17 protein-coding genes and 1 tRNA gene are annotated in these 17,687 nt (G+C 58.6%); 7 read left to right on the top strand and 11 right to left on the bottom strand.

Translation table 11 applies throughout. The features are described 5' to 3' along the window. Nucleotides 1-350 precede the first annotated feature (350 nt). Nucleotides 351-2,057, top strand: a complete 1,707-nt coding sequence (locus tag NLU14_RS16750) for a sensor domain-containing diguanylate cyclase (RefSeq protein WP_275708629.1) — start codon at nucleotides 351-353, stop codon at nucleotides 2,055-2,057. Here the strand turns inward: NLU14_RS16750 and NLU14_RS16745 are convergent. The 7 genes from NLU14_RS16745 to NLU14_RS16715 all read right to left on the bottom strand — a co-directional run bounded on the left by NLU14_RS16745 (nucleotide 1,946) and on the right by NLU14_RS16715 (nucleotide 7,510). Continuing rightward, a complete protein-coding gene (locus tag NLU14_RS16745) occupies nucleotides 1,946-2,794 on the bottom strand; it encodes a glycosyltransferase family 9 protein (protein ID WP_275708627.1) in 849 nt (282 codons plus the stop codon). The two genes, NLU14_RS16750 and NLU14_RS16745, sit on opposite strands and share 112 nt — an antisense overlap. Nucleotides 2,795-2,866: 72 nt before the next feature. Continuing rightward, nucleotides 2,867-3,292, bottom strand: a complete 426-nt coding sequence (locus NLU14_RS16740) for a secondary thiamine-phosphate synthase enzyme YjbQ (RefSeq protein WP_275708626.1) — start codon at nucleotides 3,290-3,292, stop codon at nucleotides 2,867-2,869. A gap of 14 nt (nucleotides 3,293-3,306) precedes the next feature. Next, entirely contained in the window at nucleotides 3,307-4,374 is a 1,068-nt protein-coding gene (locus NLU14_RS16735) for a succinylglutamate desuccinylase/aspartoacylase family protein (RefSeq protein ID WP_275708624.1), read from the bottom strand. A gap of 1 nt (nucleotide 4,375) precedes the next feature. Next, nucleotides 4,376-5,281 (bottom strand): 30S ribosomal protein S6--L-glutamate ligase, encoded by a 906-nt coding sequence (gene rimK / locus NLU14_RS16730; protein ID WP_275708622.1) that lies wholly within the window; start codon nucleotides 5,279-5,281, stop codon nucleotides 4,376-4,378. Continuing rightward, complete coding sequence (locus NLU14_RS16725; protein WP_275708620.1) at nucleotides 5,278-5,775, bottom strand: ATP-dependent zinc protease family protein; 498 nt, start codon at nucleotides 5,773-5,775, stop codon at nucleotides 5,278-5,280. The genes rimK and NLU14_RS16725 overlap by 4 nt, the downstream gene beginning before the upstream one ends. Beyond that, nucleotides 5,756-6,616: a mechanosensitive ion channel family protein gene (locus NLU14_RS16720; RefSeq protein ID WP_275708867.1), complete on the bottom strand. Its 861-nt coding sequence runs from the start codon at nucleotides 6,614-6,616 to the stop codon at nucleotides 5,756-5,758. Before NLU14_RS16720 ends, NLU14_RS16725 begins: the two co-directional genes overlap by 20 nt. Nucleotides 6,617-6,691: 75 nt before the next feature. After that, entirely contained in the window at nucleotides 6,692-7,510 is an 819-nt protein-coding gene (locus tag NLU14_RS16715; protein WP_275708617.1) for a hypothetical protein, read from the bottom strand. Nucleotides 7,511-7,616: 106 nt separating this feature from the next. On the opposite strand from NLU14_RS16715, the gene phrB reads away from it, so the two are divergent. Continuing rightward, complete coding sequence (phrB, locus tag NLU14_RS16710; protein ID WP_275708615.1) at nucleotides 7,617-9,017, top strand: deoxyribodipyrimidine photo-lyase; 1,401 nt, start codon at nucleotides 7,617-7,619, stop codon at nucleotides 9,015-9,017. Between the two features lie 115 nt (nucleotides 9,018-9,132). On the opposite strand, the gene NLU14_RS16705 is transcribed toward phrB, so the two are convergent. From NLU14_RS16705 to hemA, 4 genes are read right to left on the bottom strand one after another with little or no spacing between them, the layout of a single operon-like run. After that, nucleotides 9,133-9,891 carry a HesA/MoeB/ThiF family protein gene (locus tag NLU14_RS16705; RefSeq protein ID WP_275708613.1) on the bottom strand — a complete coding sequence of 253 codons (759 nt, stop codon included), beginning with the start codon at nucleotides 9,889-9,891 and terminating at the stop codon, nucleotides 9,133-9,135. Beyond that, the gene (prmC, locus tag NLU14_RS16700) at nucleotides 9,878-10,729 is read right to left on the bottom strand and encodes a peptide chain release factor N(5)-glutamine methyltransferase (RefSeq protein ID WP_275708612.1); all 852 of its coding nucleotides are present in this window, start codon (nucleotides 10,727-10,729) and stop codon (nucleotides 9,878-9,880) included. The genes NLU14_RS16705 and prmC overlap by 14 nt, the downstream gene beginning before the upstream one ends. Then, the gene (prfA, locus tag NLU14_RS16695; RefSeq protein WP_275708610.1) at nucleotides 10,722-11,807 is read right to left on the bottom strand and encodes a peptide chain release factor 1; all 1,086 of its coding nucleotides are present in this window, start codon (nucleotides 11,805-11,807) and stop codon (nucleotides 10,722-10,724) included. Before prfA ends, prmC begins: the two co-directional genes overlap by 8 nt. Then, nucleotides 11,804-13,093 carry a glutamyl-tRNA reductase gene (hemA, locus tag NLU14_RS16690; RefSeq protein ID WP_275708608.1) on the bottom strand — a complete coding sequence of 430 codons (1,290 nt, stop codon included), beginning with the start codon at nucleotides 13,091-13,093 and terminating at the stop codon, nucleotides 11,804-11,806. Before hemA ends, prfA begins: the two co-directional genes overlap by 4 nt. A 230-nt stretch (nucleotides 13,094-13,323) precedes the next feature. On the opposite strand from hemA, the gene NLU14_RS16685 reads away from it, so the two are divergent. The 5 genes from NLU14_RS16685 (at nucleotide 13,324) to NLU14_RS16665 (ending at nucleotide 17,664) form a co-directional block, all read left to right on the top strand. Continuing rightward, nucleotides 13,324-15,078 carry a tetratricopeptide repeat protein gene (locus NLU14_RS16685; RefSeq protein WP_275708606.1) on the top strand — a complete coding sequence of 585 codons (1,755 nt, stop codon included), beginning with the start codon at nucleotides 13,324-13,326 and terminating at the stop codon, nucleotides 15,076-15,078. Beyond that, nucleotides 15,075-15,713 (top strand): lipoprotein insertase outer membrane protein LolB, encoded by a 639-nt coding sequence (lolB, locus tag NLU14_RS16680; protein WP_275708604.1) that lies wholly within the window; start codon nucleotides 15,075-15,077, stop codon nucleotides 15,711-15,713. Before NLU14_RS16685 ends, lolB begins: the two co-directional genes overlap by 4 nt. After that, nucleotides 15,710-16,567: a 4-(cytidine 5'-diphospho)-2-C-methyl-D-erythritol kinase gene (gene ispE, locus NLU14_RS16675; protein ID WP_275708602.1), complete on the top strand. Its 858-nt coding sequence runs from the start codon at nucleotides 15,710-15,712 to the stop codon at nucleotides 16,565-16,567. Before lolB ends, ispE begins: the two co-directional genes overlap by 4 nt. A gap of 19 nt (nucleotides 16,568-16,586) precedes the next feature. Further along, nucleotides 16,587-16,661, top strand: a tRNA-Gln gene (locus tag NLU14_RS16670). A 52-nt stretch (nucleotides 16,662-16,713) separates the two neighbouring features. Continuing rightward, nucleotides 16,714-17,664, top strand: a complete 951-nt coding sequence (locus NLU14_RS16665) for a ribose-phosphate diphosphokinase (protein ID WP_275708600.1) — start codon at nucleotides 16,714-16,716, stop codon at nucleotides 17,662-17,664. Nucleotides 17,665-17,687 lie beyond the last annotated feature (23 nt).

The following is a 17,687-nucleotide window of genomic DNA, read 5'->3' as shown; positions in this document are numbered from 1 at the left end:
TTTGTTGGGTGCTTGGCGAAGCGCAACTGGCTTCGGTGACACTACTGGAGCAAGTAACAGACCAGGTTCGAAAACTACTTGTAAAACAGTGATCTTTTGAATCAGGTGGTACTTTAAAGCTTAAAAATGGGTGGAACCCCACCCATTAAAGTTCTGCAATGGGTGTAGATCGGCCAAGATGGAAGATCACGCAGTAGTTGTGAGGGGGCGCGAGAGCTCAGACTGTCAAATCTTGTCCAACAGCTTCCATCGGGGGCTAATACTGTTCAAACTATGAGCAACTCACTATCAGTGTTGAGATTGAGCCCACCCCAATCCGGATCAGCCCCCAGTACGCAAGGCCCAACGCAATGTCGCTTTCTGCAAAAACCACCGCATTGATTCTGCTGATGGGTATTTTGCTTGCATTGTCGGCCATTTATATTCAACGCAGCGTTGTCTACCCCGCCTTTCACGACATCGAGCTCGATTACGCCAGGAACAACATTGACCGGGTAATCCGGCGGTTGGATGCGCAGCGAGAAACCATTGATTTCACTGTATACGACTGGTCGGCATGGAATGACACATACTCGTTCATACAAAGCGGCGATCCGGAATACATCGAGTCCAATCTGTATCCGGACACATTTCTCAACTTCGGGTTCGATGTTGCGCTTTTTCTCAATCTTGACGGAGAACCCGTCTGGGGCAAGGTTTTCGACTTTCCACCTGAAGGCGGATTTATCAATCTGACAGAAACCTATCTCGATGAGGTTGTCGCGGAAATCGCTGGCTTCAGAAACCGGATCGACTTTGAGGACGACATCGACAATCAGAACACCAGCGGCATTGTAGAGGTGGATGGCGTTCCGGTTCTCTTTGCCATGCGCCCGATCGTGCAGAGCAATGGCGTTGGCCCACACATGGGTTACGTGGTGTTTGGCCAGTTTCTCGATGACGAGCTGATAAGTACGCTTTCAGAGCAGATTGTCCAGGAGTTCAGTATCGAACTGGTGTCGGAAGCCGAAGTTCCGGCAGCCTCGGACAACTACATGCTGGAAGTCATTGACCGGAGCGCACTCTCCGCCTCAAAGATCTATAGCATCGAGGGCACGCCGAGCCTGCGGGCAACGGCGATTCTCCCTCGCAACATCACCGAGCTGGGCAGTGAAATTACCTTCTACGGTGTCGCCCTGCTGGTATTATTGTGCACTGCTCTCGCGGCAACGCTGCTGGGGCTGTTCCGATGGATGGTCATCAAGCCGATCATGGGACTGAAGGCCGATATCTCCAGTATATCCAATGCAATGGATTACTCCCTTCGGGCAAATATCCGGAACAATGACGAAATAGGGGCCCTGTCCCGGGAATTCAATTCCATGCTGGGGATGATCGAGTCAAACAACACGGAACTACTACGACTCAATGCCGAGTTGACCTCAAAGCATCAAAAGGTGCTTGAAGTCCAGGGCGATCTCCAGATAGCCAATGCGGAATTGAAACGGCTGTCGGAGCACGATCCTCTCACCGGGCTTTCGAACCGGCTGGCGCTTGAAAAGAAGTTGGAGCAGGCTTGGGAGATACTGAGCCGGACCGGAGGCCCCCTTACTGTAATGCTCGCCGACATCGACTACTTCAAACTCTATAATGACCAATACGGGCATCAGGCGGGCGACGAATCCCTGAAACAGGTTGCGACTATTCTGGAACGGACCCTTCAACGAAAATCAGACATGGCTGCACGATACGGCGGTGAAGAGTTTCTCCTCGTCCTGCCAGGGACCAATGTCGATGACGCCATGAGCATTGCCGCCTCCATACGGGAGCAAGTCATCGGCTCGCACATTGCGCACGACGGCAGCCCTATCGAGCCATTCCTGACCATTAGCATCGGAGTGGCATCTGTGGTGCCCCGTAGCGACCTGACCATGGAAGATCTTGTCAGGGCAGCAGACAGGGCTCTCTATAAGGTCAAAGGCGGAGGCAGGAACAATTTTGGGTGCGAGCCGGTTGGATCAACGCAGGATGACAGCGACAAGCGCGCTGTACCCCTGAAGCTCCGCTGCCCGGAGTAAAGATCATATTGCCTCACCGAGAATGGCCTGAACCTTTTCATAAACCATGGCAGGCGTGATTCCGAAGCTGTTGTCGTCGGCGGTTGCGCCACCGGGCACATGAAGCCACTGTCGTTACACAGCAGTAGCCGGCAGCGGTTCAACAACGCGACACCCTGTTCCAGGGTGGTCGGCGGCGCCATCAGGGGTGACGTTTGCATCCGTTTTGACATGTTTTCAACGTCGTGCCATTCGTCCGGGGCCCAGAGCAAAACCACGGGCAAGCCAAAATCCGTCTGAATGCAGTCGGCGACCTCGGCGTAATAATCCGTCCGCCATTTTTTCCGTTCCTGCCGGCTGCCCGGTGATATCACGACAAACTTCCGCCGCGCCAGAGCCTCTTGCTCAAGCCACTGATCGATATAAGCCTGATCTTCAGGCGGTATGGGGAAGGAAAGCTGAAACGGTTCCTCTTCGATACCGAGCGGCTTGAGGATATCGAAGCGCATCGAGGCCTGATAACGTTGCGGGCCTTTTGATGCACGGAGGTTGTAGACCCAACTCATCCAGCGCCGATGATCATACCCAAGCCGTATTCCGGCCCCGCTCAGCAGCGTCAGGTACTGTGAAGATGGCTTGTTCTGGGAGTCAATAACGAGGTCGTATCGCTCACGCCGGAGAGTTCTGAGGACTTTTATACGCTCGACGAAATCGCCTGAAAAACTGCTGTGACGCGGAATGGTGACCAGCTTATCCACAAACGGATGACGAATCACTGATCGATGATAGGGCTCCTTGATGAGATAGTGCAGTTGGGCAAGGGGAAACGCTTACCACCGCCCCTGTAACGTTGCGACGATTCGACGGCTGCCCGCGTTGTCACGATGTTCACACAGATAAATGCCCTGCCACGTGCCCAACGCAAGATGGCCGTCGTTCACAGGAATAGTCAGCGACGGGCCTACCAGAACGCTTTTGATATGGGCCGGCATATCATCCGGGCCTTCGGTGGTGTGTTCATAGTGCGGAGCATTCTCCGGCACCATCACGTTGAAATGGCGCTCCAGGTCACCGCGTACGTCCGGGTCGGCGTTTTCATTGATGGCCAGGGAGGCGGAGGTATGCTGGATGAACAGGTGCAGCAACCCGACCTGGCAGTTCTGCAGTGCAGGCGCCCGGGCCAGGATTTCATTGGTGACCAGGTGAAAGCCCCTCGGCAGGGGCGCCAGTTCGATAAAGGTCTGATCCCAGATCATAGCTAACCTCGTGTTTATTTCTGCCGGTCGTCCCAGGGGTGAACAGGGATCATATCGTCACCCACGTCGCCCTCGTAGCTGCTGCGGAAGTAATCCATGGCCTTTTCCGCTTCATTGAGCTCATCGAACCGGGCAATGTGGTAAATGGCCTCCCCTTCGTTCACCAGCGGCAGGTTGTTTACGCAGATCACAATGCCGGAACAGGGTGAAAGCACGGCGGTTTCCGACTCGCCGAACGGGTCCGCCACCATGGCCAGTTTCTGGCCCTTGCGAACCTTCTGGCCCAGGCTTGCCACCGGGCGCATGATGCCGTCTGTGTCAGTTCGCACCCATTGTGAATTGGCAGCGGTTTCCGAGCGTTTTCTGGGTGCCTTGGGGCCCTTCTTGGCGGGGATCATTTCCAGTTCCCGCATTACCCTGATCACACCTTTCACGCCGCTGGAAATCACCACGTCGTCAAACCGCAGGGCTTCACCGCCCTCGAAGGTAACCACCGGGATATCCTGGGAGTCAGCGTAGGCCCTCAGACTGCCTTCCCGCAAGCTGGCATTGATGATGATGGGCGCACCAAAGGCTTCGGCCATGCGGATGGTTTCCGGGTTTTTAAGCTCGGCGCGAATCTGCGGCAGGTTGAAACGGTGTATGGCGCCGGTGTGCAGGTCAATAATATGAGACACATTCTCCATGATCTGGGTGCGCAGCAGATAAGCTATGCGCCCGCCCAGGGAGCCGGTCTCACTGCCCGGAAAGCAACGGTTCAGGTCGCGGCGGTCGGGCAGATAGCGGGTGCGTTGCACAAAACCGAAAATATTGACGATGGGCACCGCCACCAGGGTACCCCGCAGGTGGCGCAGGGCGGAGTTGGTCAGTACCCGGCGAACAATCTCCACGCCGTTGATTTCGTCCCCGTGGATGGCACCACATACCATCAGCACCGGGCCACTACGGCGGCCATGCACCACTTCCACTGGAATGTGGAGCGGCGTATGGGTGTATAGCTTGGCAACCGGTATTTCCACGGTTTGCCGTGTACCGGCTTTGATTTCGTTACCGGCAATGACAAAAGGGGCCCGGGCGGCCATTTTATCCCCTCCCCTTGGTTCGGGTTTTCCAGGGCTGCTGGTTTTTCTCGGTCCAGTTCATGATCATGCCGGCCACATTCTTGCCGGTAGCGTTCTCGATGCCTTCCAGGCCCGGTGAGGAGTTTACTTCCATCACCAGGGGGCCGCGGCTGGAGCGCAGCAAATCCACGCCGGCTACGTTCAGGCCCATGGATTTCGCGGCTGTGATGGCGGTTTTGCGCTCTTCGGGGGTGATTCTCACCAGCGAAGCCGTGCCACCCCGGTGCAGGTTGGAACGGAACTCCCCTTCCCCACCCTGGCGTTTCATGGCCGCAATCACCTTGTCGCCAATGACAAAACAGCGAATATCGGCACCACCGGCTTCCTTGATGAATTCCTGCACCAGAATGTCGGCTTTCAGGCCCATAAAGGCCTCAATCACGCTTTCAGCGGCCTTGCGTGTTTCCGCCAGCACCACGCCGATACCCTGGGTGCCCTGCAACAGTTTGATGACCACCGGCGCACCGCCCACCATCTGCAGGAGTTCCGGCACGTTGTCCGGCTTGTTGGCAAACCCGGTCACCGGCATGCCCACACCCTTGCGGGCCAGCAGTTGCAATGAGCGCAGCTTGTCACGGGAGCGGGTAATGGCCACGGACTCATTGACGGGAAAAACCCCCATCATCTCGAATTGCCGCAACACCGCTGTACCGTAGAATGTCACCGATGCGCCGATACGGGGAATCACCACATCAAAGTCTTCCAGCACTTCTTCGTGGTAGTGAATTCTCGGGTCGGCGGAGGTGATGTTCATGGAGCAGTGCAGGCAGTCAATCACCTTCACTTCGTGGCCCCGGTTAATGCCTTCCTCCACCAGACGTCGTGTCGAGTAGAGATGACGGTTACGCGACAGAATCGCAATCTTCATTTTTTCGTCCTTAGGGCCGGTTCACCGGCAAGATAGGAATATTCAGGAAGTACAATGGCGCGCCTGGCCATCGCCGTTCGGCCAAGCAGCATACGAAAACGCATGGAGTCACGATTGGTCAAGGTCATTTCCATGGGCCACTCGGTACTGCCAATCACCAGGCGGGTTTCGATCACCAGCCTCAGCTCCTTGTGGCCACCGGAATCCGATACGTTGCGTTCGTCCAACACCAGCGCATCGCACTCCACCACGTGATGCAAATCGTTCTGCACCGGGTGAACCCAGAAACGGACCCGGCGCTCGCCATTCTCGGTGTAGGGTTCCGTTCGGAATGTATGGAGGCACGAGGTGCGGGCACCGGTATCCACTTTTGCCTTGATGCGGGAAATATCGAAGTCCGGCAAGGCAACCCATTCCCGCCACCCCAGGGCCAGCTTTCCATCTGTTGTGGGCTCTGCCCCGGCTTTCGTGGTTTCATCCGTTCTGGTCGGCATCCGGATCTCCCTTGTTGGTTGCGGTTTCCGGCCGAAGCAGTTCCACCCGGAAAGGCTCGGAATGGCTTCCGGCATAAATACTCGTGTGGGGGAAAGGTATTTCGATACCTTCCTTGTCAAGCGCCTTCTTGACGGCAACCATCATCTGGCTACGCCCTTCCAGAACCCGGTCACCCGGCACCCAGAAGGAGAATTGCAGGTCCACTGCGGATGGACCAAATCCGGTCACCAGCACAAACGCTTTGGGCTCCTCCAGGCTGGCACTGTTCTGCCTCGCCAGTTCCAGCAGCAGGTTTTCAACCCGTTCAACATCCTCTGCATAGGCAATGCCCACGGTCAAATCCATGCGGCGGATGGGAAAACGCGAACGGTTCACCACCCGGGTTTTAATCAGCGTCTCATTGGGGATACGCACATAAAGATTGTCCGGCGTCCGCAGCTTTACACTCAGCATATCAATGGAAACCACCTCGCCAAGGGTGCCCTCTACTTCGATGAAATTGCCGATTTCAAAGGGCTTTTCCACCAGCAGGAACAGACCGCTGATCATGTTGGAGGCGGAGGTCTGGGACGCGAAACCGATCGCCACGGTCAGTATCCCGGCGGCGCCCAGCACCACGTCCAGGGAAAACCCCGCCTCCCGCAGGGCGGCAACAAGGAATATGGCCAGCACAATGTAGAACACCAGCCGCCTCAGCATCACCGCGTGATGGCGTGATGCACGGTCCTGCATGAAGCGTGAAACGCCACGGGCAGCAAAGGAGGCCAGCACAATGCCGAGAACCAGCAAGAAAAGGGTGCTGATCCACTTGCCCCAGGCAATGGCACCGAAAAACTGCATCAGACTGTTTTCAAACTGCTCGATCAAGGAGGTAACTCCATTTACGGTAACGATAGCGACAAGTGGTCGTATTTATCAGCCGAATATCCGGTCATAAGCACGTACCAGCCCGCCCCGGGCGGTATGCTCGCGGGCAGGGGCCACCTGCTCGCAACGCCCGGCCGCAGCGATGAGTTTATGGTCGATCTTCAGGCGCGCTGAATTCATGTCCGTTTCGCATATGACCGTCACTCCCGGCGTCCAGAGCTGCCCTTTCTCATTGCGGTGTAGCGACAGCAAAGGGGTTGGGAGGTTGAATCGCTCCAGCAACAGGGGGGCTTGCCGTTCATTGATAATCCTCACGGGTGTAACAGCCCGCCATGGGCGCTTGGGCACAGCCTCCAAAACCAGACGAGCAAACGTGGCGGCGGAGTAGCAAAGTTCGCCCTCCATGGTGGTACGGCCCACCCAGGTCAGCGACGGCTCCTCCAGCGGCAGTTCCATCAGGGTCGTTCCCTTGTTTCCGGCCTGGATTCGCATCCACAGGAGCGTGCCCACGTATATGGTGCACTCACTGTTGGCGGGAATGGTCAGCGGCTGATAGGGACGAATCACCATTGCAAGGTTCGACATGGCCGGCAGATACCGAACCTGGCTACCGTTATCCGGCCGTACAAAGCGCTGAACGTCAATTTCCGTATTGGGTAAGGCGTTGGCTACCCGCTGCAGCCAGCGTTCCTGGCTGTCCTCTTCGGAGGTGCGCTGGTAGCGAATCTGCCATTCCTGCTCAAGCAGGGTGACCCACGCCCGGGTGTGACTGAGTTCATGGTACTGGGTCTGTCCCGGCTCCAGCGTGTAATGGGTACCCCACTGGCCGTCCTGCATCATTTGCGGTGTTTCCAGACTCGTTGTCATTCCGGCCCTTTATCCATGAAATCTGTCATTAACTATAATCCAATCAGTACGTTCCGGCGAATATCCATCCGTGGCCATCAAACCTTCACCGACTACAGGAAGCCCAATGACTCAGCTCGTCTGGTTCCGAAACGACCTGCGCGTCGCCGATAACGACGCCCTCACTGCCGCCTGCAAACAGCGGCAACCGGTGCGCGCCTGCTTTATCGTTACCCCGGAGCAGTGGCACCAGCACGACTGGTCCCCGGCACGGGTTCGATTCGTGCTGGACCACGCCAACGCACTGTCGGAGGAACTGACCGGGCTGGGCATTCCAATGTCTTTCATCACCGCAACAACCTTTGCGGACAGCATTGAAAAGCTGGAGGATTTTTGCCGGCGCGAGAGTATCCGGCATGTTCACTTCAACGAGGAATACGGAGTTAACGAAAGGCGCAGGGACAAGACCGTGAAACAGGCCCTCGATAGCATCGGCGTGGCCGTGAACAAGTACCGGGACCAGACCGTCGCACCCGTTGGCAGCATACTCACGCAGCAGGAAGAGCCCTACTCGGTGTTCACCCCGTTCTCCCGCCGCTGGCGCAGTTGGATTGACGAAGCTCAGCCAACGCTCTTTCCTGTTCCGGGGCCCGTGGGCGAGGCCGTTGAGGCCGTACGCTATGAAGGCATTCCAAAGGGCTTCGAAAACCCGCCACCACGGCTTGTCGAAACTGGCGAGGACGCTGCCCACCGACAACTGGAACAGTTCCTCGACAACCGCGCGGGGGACTACAAGGATCTCCGCGACCTTCCCGCCGTGGACGGTACCAGCCTGCTGTCCCCCTACCTGGCCAACGGCGTGCTGTCTGGCAGGCAGTGCCTGATCACAGCCCGCCAGCACCAGGGCATGGGCGGCAACCAGGAAGGCCTGGCCACCTGGACCAACGAAATCGCCTGGCGGGATTTCTACATCAACATCCTCTACCACTACCCGAGGGTGAGCATGCACCGGGCTTTCAAGCCTGAAACGGAAGCCCTGCAGTGGAATACACCCGGCGAAAACTTCGAAGCCTGGAAGGCCGGAAATACCGGCATCCCCATTGTCGATGCCGCCATGCGCCAGCTAAACCAGACCGGTTGGATGCATAACCGACTTCGGATGATCACCGCCATGTTCCTGACGAAGAATCTGTTTATCGACTGGCGCCTCGGTGAGGCTTATTTCATGTCGAAACTGGTGGACGGATTCCTGGCCTCAAACAACGGCGGCTGGCAATGGAGCGCCTCCACCGGCACCGACGCAGCACCCTATTTTCGAGTGTTCAACCCAGCCACCCAGAGTGAGCGTTTCGATCCCGACGGCAAATTTATCCGCAGATACGTTCCGGAACTGGCGAAACTGGATAACAAGCGGATTCATCAGCCTTGGGCAGGCGGTGTTATCCCCGGAGGATATCCCCGGCCTATCGTTGATCTCAAAGAAAGCAGAAAAGAGGCAATTTCAAAGTTTCAGGCGCTTAAGAACTAGGAGGTAACGGCAGGGCGGGCAGGCCCTTCCAAAACACGCTGTGAATACATCCCTGTACGCTCGGCTCCGCCATCCATGGCTCCGCACGGTTTTGGAAGGGCCTGCCCGCCCTGCCTTATGCTGGCTCTCTGCTGCTACAGACAGGACAACCTGGGTCTCTTGCGAGTTTCATTTCCCGCCATTCCATTTGCCAGGCATCGAGGATCAGCAATCGACCTGTAAGTGATTTGCCAACGCCGGTGATTACTTTAATGGCTTCCATCGCCTGGGAAGCGCCGATCATGCCGACCAACGGGCCGATAACACCTGCCTCGGAGCAAGTAAGATCTTCGTTGCCCTGCTCAGGGTAGAGACAGTGATAACAGGGGCTGGCTTCATCGCGCACGTCGTAGACGGACAGCTGCCCTTCCCCACGGATGGCTGCGCCAGACACCAACGGAACGCGGGCGGACACGCAGGCGCGGTTGAGGGCGAAACGGGTGTTGAAGTTGTCCGTGCAGTCGATCACCAAGGTCGCCGATTTCACCTGCCGCTGTAGTTCATCGCCTTCCAGTCGCTCAGTCAGGGCGGCAACCGATACCTCCGGGTTTATGCGTCTCACCCGATCGGCCAGATGTTCGGCTTTGGACTCGCCAAGATCGGACTGCTCGAACGCTATCTGGCGCTGCAGGTTGGCGATCTCGATCTGGTCGTTGTCCGCCAGCGTCAGGTGACCGACACCGGCTGCGCCTAGGTAAAGGGCAACCGGGCAGCCCAGGCCGCCGGCGCCGACCACCAGCACTCTCGCGGATTTGAGCCTGGTCTGGCCAGTTATATCAAACCGAGGCATCAGTATCTGCCGGCTGTAGCGCAGCAGTTCCTCATCGTTCAGCATGGTGTTTTCTCCCGAGGGTCAAGCGGTCACGCCGGCCGTAGTCCTTGCGGGTTTCCACGCTGCCAAATCCGGCGTCGGTGAAAAGCCGTCGTACCGCCGCACCCTGTTCATAGCCATGTTCCAGTATCAACCAGCCACCCGGCGAGAGCCAAGCGGGGGCCTCAGCGGTTATCCGCCGGATATCATCCAGGCCGTCGCTGCCGGCCACCAGGGCCGAGGCCGGTTCGAAGCGCACATCCCCTTCGCCCAGATGAACGTCATCACCTGCAATGTACGGGGGATTGGAAACAATCAGATCAAAAGCGGCGGGCGGTAACTCCGCAAACCAGTTGCTTTGCCGCACAGTCACCGGCAGGCTCAGGCGAGCGGCGTTGTCGGCGGCAAGGTCCACGGCTTCGCTGATGGCATCGCAGGCGGAAACGCGCCAGCCGGGCCGTTCACTGGCCAGGGCCAGGGCGATGGCACCGGTGCCGGTACCAAGATCCAGCACATTGGCGCTTTCCGGCAAATCCAGCGTTAGGGCTGCTTCCACCAGGCATTCGGTATCCGGCCGGGGAATGAGTGTGGACGGGTTCACCTTCAGCGGGAGTGACCAGAATTCCTGTTCGCCCAACAGGTGCGCGACCGGGTGGCCTTCACAACGCTGCTCCACAAGGGTACTGAATCGGGCCACCAGGGCGACGTCCACTTCACGCTCGGGCCAGGCCCGGAAAGTGGTCCGGGACCAGCCAGTCACATAACCGAGCAATAATTCAGCATCGAGGCGCGGGGTTTCACCGCCGATAAGCCCGGCGGCTTCTATCAGCAATGCCTCACAGGATAGAGGTGCGTCACTCATCAGCCAGGGAGGCCAGCAGATCGGCCTGATGTTCCTGCTGCAAGGGCACGATGACCGCATCCAGGTCACCGGAGATCACTTCGTCCAGCTTGTACAGGGTCAGGTTGATGCGATGGTCGGTCACCCGCCCCTGGGGGAAGTTGTAGGTGCGAATTCGCTCAGACCGGTCGCCGCTACCCACCAGGCTCTTGCGGGTGGCCGCCATGGTTTTCTGCTGGCGCTCGATCTCCTCGTTCTGGAGACGGGAGGCCAGGAAACTCATGGCCTTGGCCCGGTTCTTGTGCTGGGAGCGTTCTTCCTGGCACTCCACCACAATGCCGGTGGGGATATGGGTGATGCGAATGGCGGAATCGGTCTTGTTGACGTGCTGGCCGCCGGCACCGGAGGCGCGGAAGGTATCCACGCGTAAGTCGGATTTGTTGATCTCAACCGCCTCGGCCTCATCAGCCTCCGGCATCACCGCCACGGTGCAGGCCGAGGTGTGAATACGGCCCTGGGATTCAGTTTCCGGTACCCGCTGCACCCGGTGGGCGCCGGATTCGAATTTCAGCGCTCCGTAAACGGCACTGCCGGCAATGCGGGCGATGATTTCCTTATAGCCGCCGTGCTCGCCCTCACTGGCGCTGATGACTTCCACCTGCCAGCGCTGGCGCTCGGCGTAACGCAGGTACATCCTGAAGAGGTCACCGGCAAAAATGGCCGCCTCATCGCCACCGGTGCCGGCGCGGACTTCCAGGAACACGTTCTTGCCATCGTTGGGGTCCTTGGGCAGCATCAGGCGCTGGAGTTCTTCGTCCAGTTCCTCGCTTTTCTGCTCCGCCAGGCTCATTTCCTCTTCCGCCATGGCGCGCATATCGGCATCACCATCACGGGCCAGCTCAGCGGCTTCCTTTACATCCTCGCGGGATTTCTGCCAGGCCTGGAAACAATGAACAATGGGCTCAATTTCGGCAAACTCCCGGGACAGGTCACGGAATTTATCCTGGTTGGCGATGGTGCCCTGGTCGCTCAGTAACGCGCTGACTTCCTCGAAGCGGTCAGCAAGCTGCTCGAGGCGGGACTGGATCGATGACTTCATAGTTTTTCCGGGGTGATGGGCGCGTCGGCATCCAGTGCATCAAGCTGATGCAATTCTCTCAGCCATTGGGTGACTTCGGTTCTGCCTTCCGTTGTGGCCTTGCGGACCTGGATGGAGGGCTCGTGGAGCAGCTTGTTGGTCAGCCCCCGGGCCATGCTCCGCATGACGGTTTCCGGATCAGCGCCGTTGCGCAGGGCGCGGATCGCCTTCTCGGTTTCCACATCCCTGAGGGTTTCCGCGCGCTGGCGGAACTGCTTGAGGGTGGATACCGCATCAAGGGCACGAAGCTGGCTCAGGAACTGCTGCACACCATCCGTGACCAGGTTCTCCGCTTCCCGCGCGGCGCCCTCACGGGAGCGGACGTTCTCTTCGATGACCTGTCGCAGGTCATCGACGGTATAAAGGTAGACATCCGCAAGGGAACCCACTTCCGGCTCGATGTCCCTGGGAACGGCAATATCCACCATGAAGTAAGGGCGATGCTTGCGCTTTTTCAGTGCCCGCTCCACGGCGCCCTTGCCCAGGATTGGCAACGGACTGGCAGTGGAGGAAATAACAATGTCCACGTCGGCCAGATGATCGGGTATATCGGAAAGCAGGATGCCTTTCCCGCCGCGGGATTCCGCCAGCGCCTGGGCACGTTCCAGGGTACGGTTGGCCACCAGGAAGTTCTTCACACCAGCATCCGCCAGGTGCCGGGCGACCAGTTCAATGGTCTTGCCGGCGCCAATCAGTAGCGCCGTGTTGCGGGACATGTCCGCGAAGATGTGGTGTGCCATGCTGACGGCGGCGTACGCCACCGACACCGGGTTCTCGCCGATGGCGGTCTGGGTACGCACGCGCTTGGCAACGGAAAAGGTGTGTTCGAACAGGCGCGACAGGAAGGCCCCGCTGGCGCCATGCTCACGGGCGAGAGAGTAGGCGTCCTTGAGCTGCCCCAGGATCTGCGGCTCGCCAAGTACCATGGAATCCAGGCCGGCCGCTACCCGCATTATGTGGCGTACGGCGTCCGAATCCCGGTGTACATAAAGCACTTCTTCCAGGTCTCCGGCCTCCATGTCATGGAAACCCGCCAGCCACCGCAATACGGCGGGCGCGCAATCATCGTCTCCCGCCAGGTACAGTTCGGTGCGGTTGCAGGTGGACAGGATGGCAGCCTCACTGGCGCCGGAGGTGGCCCGTAATTCGGCAAAAGCCTCGGCCATGCGCTCTGGAGTGAACGCGACGCGCTCACGCAACTCGACCGGCGCGGTACGATGATTGATTCCGAGTGTGACCAGTGCCATATCGGGGGTATATTGCCTTTTGCCTGAAGACGGACTATTGCCGGTATTTTAACGACCGGGAGCCTCTGTCGCCACCCATAACCACTGTGATATCGGGAACTGCTGACAGGTTGGGCAATATCAGGCGCTTGTGCCATCATAGAGCCTCGTTGCATTACGCCACATCTGAGACTGCCGCCAGAGTTTTTCCGGCCGATCAGGTGCACTGTACACAGATCATGGGATGTTGCATGCATAAGTCCGCATTACTGCTTGTTACCTGCCTGCTTGGGCTTTCCCTGTCCGGCTGCGCTGTTTTCAAGGGCAATCAGGAACCGCAATCCGACTCTTCGCCTGATAGCACCGGCACAACCGCATCGTCAGCGGAACAGGAACCGGAAATCCGCTACGCCGATTTCGAACCGGAGGAACTCTACCTGCTGCTGTCCGGCGAGATAGCTGCCCAGCGGGGCCGTTTTGACGTAACCCTCGTCAACTACATGAAAGCGGCCCAGCAATCCCGCGACAAGGGCGTGATCGAGCGCACCATGCGCATTGCCCAGTCACTGAACGCCGACAACGCCCAGCAGAAGCTGGCGGCATTGTGGCTGGAGGTGGACCCGGACAACATGCAGGCACACCGGATATCGGCCATCCAGGCAGTGAAGAATAACGACCTGGAAACGGCACTGGGGCACATGGAGCGAATCATGGACCTGGGTGGCGACGCAGACTTTGACAGCCTCGCCGCCATGGCTGGCAATCTGCCACCGGCACAACAGCAGGAACTGCTTGATCTCTACCGGCAACTGGAACAGCGCCATCCCGAGAACCCGGAACTCCAGTACAGTATTGCCCTGTTGATGAAAGTCACCGGCGAACCACAACAGGCCCTTGCGAAACTGGAGCCGCTGCTGGACAGCAAGCCGGATTTCCAGCCTGCCCTGATCCTGAAAGGGGACCTGCTCTACCAGACCGGCGAAAAGCGCCAGGCCCTTGACCATCTGCTGCACAACACCCGCCGCTTTCCCGACAACCGCCAGATGGGCACACTTTACGGCCGCATGCTGATTGGCGAGGGTGAACTGCAAGCCGCCCAGGATGAATTTCGCCGCCTGGTCAAACGCTTCCCCGACGTACCCGGTCTCCGGCTCTCCCACGCCCTTGTGGCGCTGGAGAATGACCAGACCGCGTTGGCCGAAGAAGAACTGACCCGCCTTATTCAGCAGGGCCATCACACCGACGAGGCCCACTATTATCTGGGCCGGATTGCCGACGAAGAAAACAACATCGAACAGGCCATCGGCTTCTACAAAAACGTCGAGAAAGGCAACTACTATTTTCCGGCCCTGGCCCGAGCCAGTGAACTCATGGCAGAACAGGGAGAGCTGGACGAAGCCCTGGCTGCCATTCGCGAACTCCGGGAGAACAACCCCAATCAGGACGAAAACTTCCGCCTGCTGGCAATCAACCTGCTGCTGGACCAGGAGCAGGACGAACGCGCCCTGGAAGCCGCCAACGAGGCCCTCGAAGCCTACCCCGGAAATATCCGTATTCGTTATGCTCGCGCCATGCTGCTGGACTCCATGGACAAACCGGAACAGGCCGAGCAGGACCTGCGGATGATCATTGAGGAACAGCCGGACAACGCCGTGGCGCTCAACGCGCTGGGATACATACTCACCACACGCTCTGACCGCTACGATGAAGCCAGGGCTTACATCGAACGGGCACTGGCAATCGATCCGGAAAACCCGGCCATCCTCGACAGCATGGGCTGGGTGCTCTATTTGCAGGGTGAAACCAAGAAGGCGCGGGACTACCTCTCCCGTGCCTGGGAAGCCTATGCCGACCCGGAGGTGGCCGCCCATTTTGGCGAAGTGCTCTGGAAAACCGGCGAGCGGGAACAGGCCCGTACAATCTGGGAGGAGGGTTTCGAGCAGGACCCGGACCACCCGGTCTTGATCGAAACCGTTGAGAGGCTGACCGGGGAGCAATCCCTGTGAGATTTCCCGCAATTGCCCTGACCCTTGCCGCCCTGCTCCTGGGCGGCTGTACCTCACTGCAGGTTGATCCATTACCCGAAGGTCTCACTGAACAGCCGCCAGCGGACTGGAGTGAGACCAGTGCCCGGCGTGACCAGTTCCAGCACTGGGAACTGACAGGGAAACTGGCTGTCCGCCAACCCTCGGACAGTGGTACCGCCGTGATCAACTACTGGAAGCAGGACCAGGAAGCCTACGAACTGGCCCTGTCATCCTCCTTCCTTGGCATGGGCCACACCACCCTTGAGGGTGTGCCGGGCTTTATCGAGCTCACGCTTCCCGACGGCGAACGCTACCAGTCCGGCGACCCGGAAGCACTGGTCAACGCCGCCACCGGCTGGCAGCTTCCCATCGACAGTCTGGCCTGGTGGATACGGGGCCTGCCCGGCCCTGAGGGAGATTTTCGACTGTTCTTTGACGACCAGGACCGGCTGGCCGTCATCCGCCAACTGGGCTGGGAGATCCGCTATGACCGCTGGCAGTCGTTCATTAACGACTATCCCCCACTGCCGGCCCGCATCACCGCGGTCAAGGGCGAGAAGCGCGTGAGGCTGGTGGTTACCAGCTGGCGCCGGGCAGACGGAGACAGCCGGTGACCAGCCTGAAGCTGCCCTCCCCGGCAAAGCTGAACCTGTTCCTGCACATTCTCGGGCGGCGGCCAGACGGCTACCATGAACTGCAAACCCTGTTTCAGTTCCTGGATTACGGCGACACCATAACCCTGACCCCACGCACGGATGGGCAAATTGTCCTTGAGCAATCCATACCCGGCGTGCCGGACGACGAAAACCTGGTTGTCCGCGCCGCACGGCAACTGGCGGCGGCCGCCAACAGGGAAGTCCCCGGTGCCAGTATCGCGGTCGACAAACGGCTGCCCATGGGCGGCGGCCTGGGGGGCGGCAGCTCCAATGCCGCCACCACCCTGCTGGGGCTGAACCAGCTATGGGGCCTCAATTACTCCCTGGACGAGCTGGCGGAACTGGGCCTGGCCTTGGGTGCCGATGTACCGGTGTTCGTTCGCGGCCATTCCGCGTGGGGTGAAGGCGTGGGCGAACGGCTAACCGATGCCCATCCACCCGAAGACTGGTTTTTGGTTATAAAACCACCATGCGATATAAGCACCAGGGAGATTTTTTCCGAGCAAGGGTTGACAAGGGATACCCCCGGAATCAAAATAGCGCCCGCTTTTGAGGGAGACGCCTCGAGGTACCGAAACGACTGTGAGGATGTAGTTCGAAGACTGTATCCTGAGGTTCATCAAAGCCTGGAGTGGCTTGCACAATTCGGACCTGCAAGATTAACCGGAACCGGGGCTTGCATATTTGGACGTTTCCCGACAGAATCCGCAGCCCGGATTATCTGGGAAAGCAAACCCTCCGGCATCACGGGGTTCGTAGCTCAAGGGGTGAACATCTCACCACTTCACAAAAAGCTGACAGAGCTGAAATGATGCCAAAAAAGCACGATACTGGGGTGTCGCCAAGTGGTAAGGCAACGGGTTTTGATCCCGTCATGCGCAGGTTCGAATCCTGCCACCCCAGCCACCTTTCTCCCGCTTCTTCTGAATCAAACGCCGATACCGAGAAGGATGCCATCGTGTCCAAACTGATGATTTTTACCGGCAACGCCAACCCAGAGCTTGCCAAGGCCATCGCCCAAAAACTCCACATTCCCATGGGCCAGGCCACCGTTGGAACCTTCAGCGACGGTGAAACCACCGTTGAAATCAACGAGAACGTCCGCGGGCATGATGTCTTCATCATCCAGCCCACCTGCAACCCCACCAACGATAACCTGATGGAACTGATCGTGATGGCTGACGCCCTGCGTCGCGCATCCGCCACCCGGGTTACCGCGGTTATCCCCTACTATGGCTACGCCCGCCAGGACCGCCGTGTCCGGTCCACCCGCGTTGCCATCAGTGCGAAAGTGGTTGCAGACATGATTTCCAGCATTGGCGTTGACCGGGTTCTGACGGTCGACCTGCACGCCGACCAGATTCAGGGCTTCTTCGACATCCCGGTGGATAACATCTACGCCACCCCGGTCATGCTCGAGGATATCGAGAAGCAGCGCTTTGAAAACTTTGTCGTGGTTTCTCCGGACGTAGGCGGTGTTGTTCGTGCCCGCGCCGTGGCCAAGCGCCTCGACGACGCCGACCTGGCCATCATCGACAAACGTCGTCCAAAGGCCAACGTGTCACAGGTCATGCACATCATCGGTGATGTAAAAGACAAGACCTGTATCCTGGTGGACGACATCATCGACACCGCCGGCACCCTCTGCAAGGCCGCCAATGCCCTGAAGGAACATGGCGCCGCCCGCGTAGTCGCCTACATCACGCACCCTGTCCTTTCCGGGCCGGCTGTTGACAACCTCAACGCCTCCCAATTGGACGAACTGGTAGTCTGTGACACCATCCCACTGGGTGACAAAGCGCGTAATTGTGATAAGATCCGCATCCTCACTATGGCTGGGCTGCTTGCGGAATCCATTCGTCGCGTCAGCAACGAAGAGTCCATCAGCGCGATGTTTGAGAACGCCTGATCAGCTAACAGCCTGATTTAGAG

It is taken from the genome of Marinobacter iranensis, assembly GCF_029207565.1.
In the GTDB taxonomy this organism is placed as follows: Bacteria; Pseudomonadota; Gammaproteobacteria; order Pseudomonadales; family Oleiphilaceae; genus Marinobacter; species Marinobacter iranensis.
This window is presented reverse-complemented; position numbering and strand designations above follow the sequence as displayed.

Excerpts from the sequence above, each read along its gene's own strand:
- NLU14_RS16720 (WP_275708867.1), bottom strand. The coding sequence starts at position 6,616 with ATGCAGTTTTTCGGTGCCATTGCCTGGGGCAAGTGGATCAGCACCCTT.
- prmC (WP_275708612.1), bottom strand. The coding sequence starts at position 10,729 with ATGAGTGACGCACCTCTATCCTGTGAGGCATTGCTGATAGAAGCCGCC.
- NLU14_RS16705 (WP_275708613.1), bottom strand. The coding sequence starts at position 9,891 with ATGCTGAACGATGAGGAACTGCTGCGCTACAGCCGGCAGATACTGATG.
- NLU14_RS16735 (WP_275708624.1), bottom strand. The coding sequence starts at position 4,374 with ATGGCCGCCCGGGCCCCTTTTGTCATTGCCGGTAACGAAATCAAAGCC.
- NLU14_RS16685 (WP_275708606.1), top strand. The coding sequence starts at position 13,324 with ATGCATAAGTCCGCATTACTGCTTGTTACCTGCCTGCTTGGGCTTTCC.
- NLU14_RS16725 (WP_275708620.1), bottom strand. The coding sequence starts at position 5,775 with ATGCCGACCAGAACGGATGAAACCACGAAAGCCGGGGCAGAGCCCACA.
- phrB (WP_275708615.1), top strand. The coding sequence starts at position 7,617 with ATGACTCAGCTCGTCTGGTTCCGAAACGACCTGCGCGTCGCCGATAAC.
- prfA (WP_275708610.1), bottom strand. The coding sequence starts at position 11,807 with ATGAAGTCATCGATCCAGTCCCGCCTCGAGCAGCTTGCTGACCGCTTC.
- hemA (WP_275708608.1), bottom strand. The coding sequence starts at position 13,093 with ATGGCACTGGTCACACTCGGAATCAATCATCGTACCGCGCCGGTCGAG.
- NLU14_RS16750 (WP_275708629.1), top strand. The coding sequence starts at position 351 with ATGTCGCTTTCTGCAAAAACCACCGCATTGATTCTGCTGATGGGTATT.
- NLU14_RS16740 (WP_275708626.1), bottom strand. The coding sequence starts at position 3,292 with ATGATCTGGGATCAGACCTTTATCGAACTGGCGCCCCTGCCGAGGGGC.
- rimK (WP_275708622.1), bottom strand. The coding sequence starts at position 5,281 with ATGAAGATTGCGATTCTGTCGCGTAACCGTCATCTCTACTCGACACGA.
- NLU14_RS16715 (WP_275708617.1), bottom strand. The coding sequence starts at position 7,510 with ATGACAACGAGTCTGGAAACACCGCAAATGATGCAGGACGGCCAGTGG.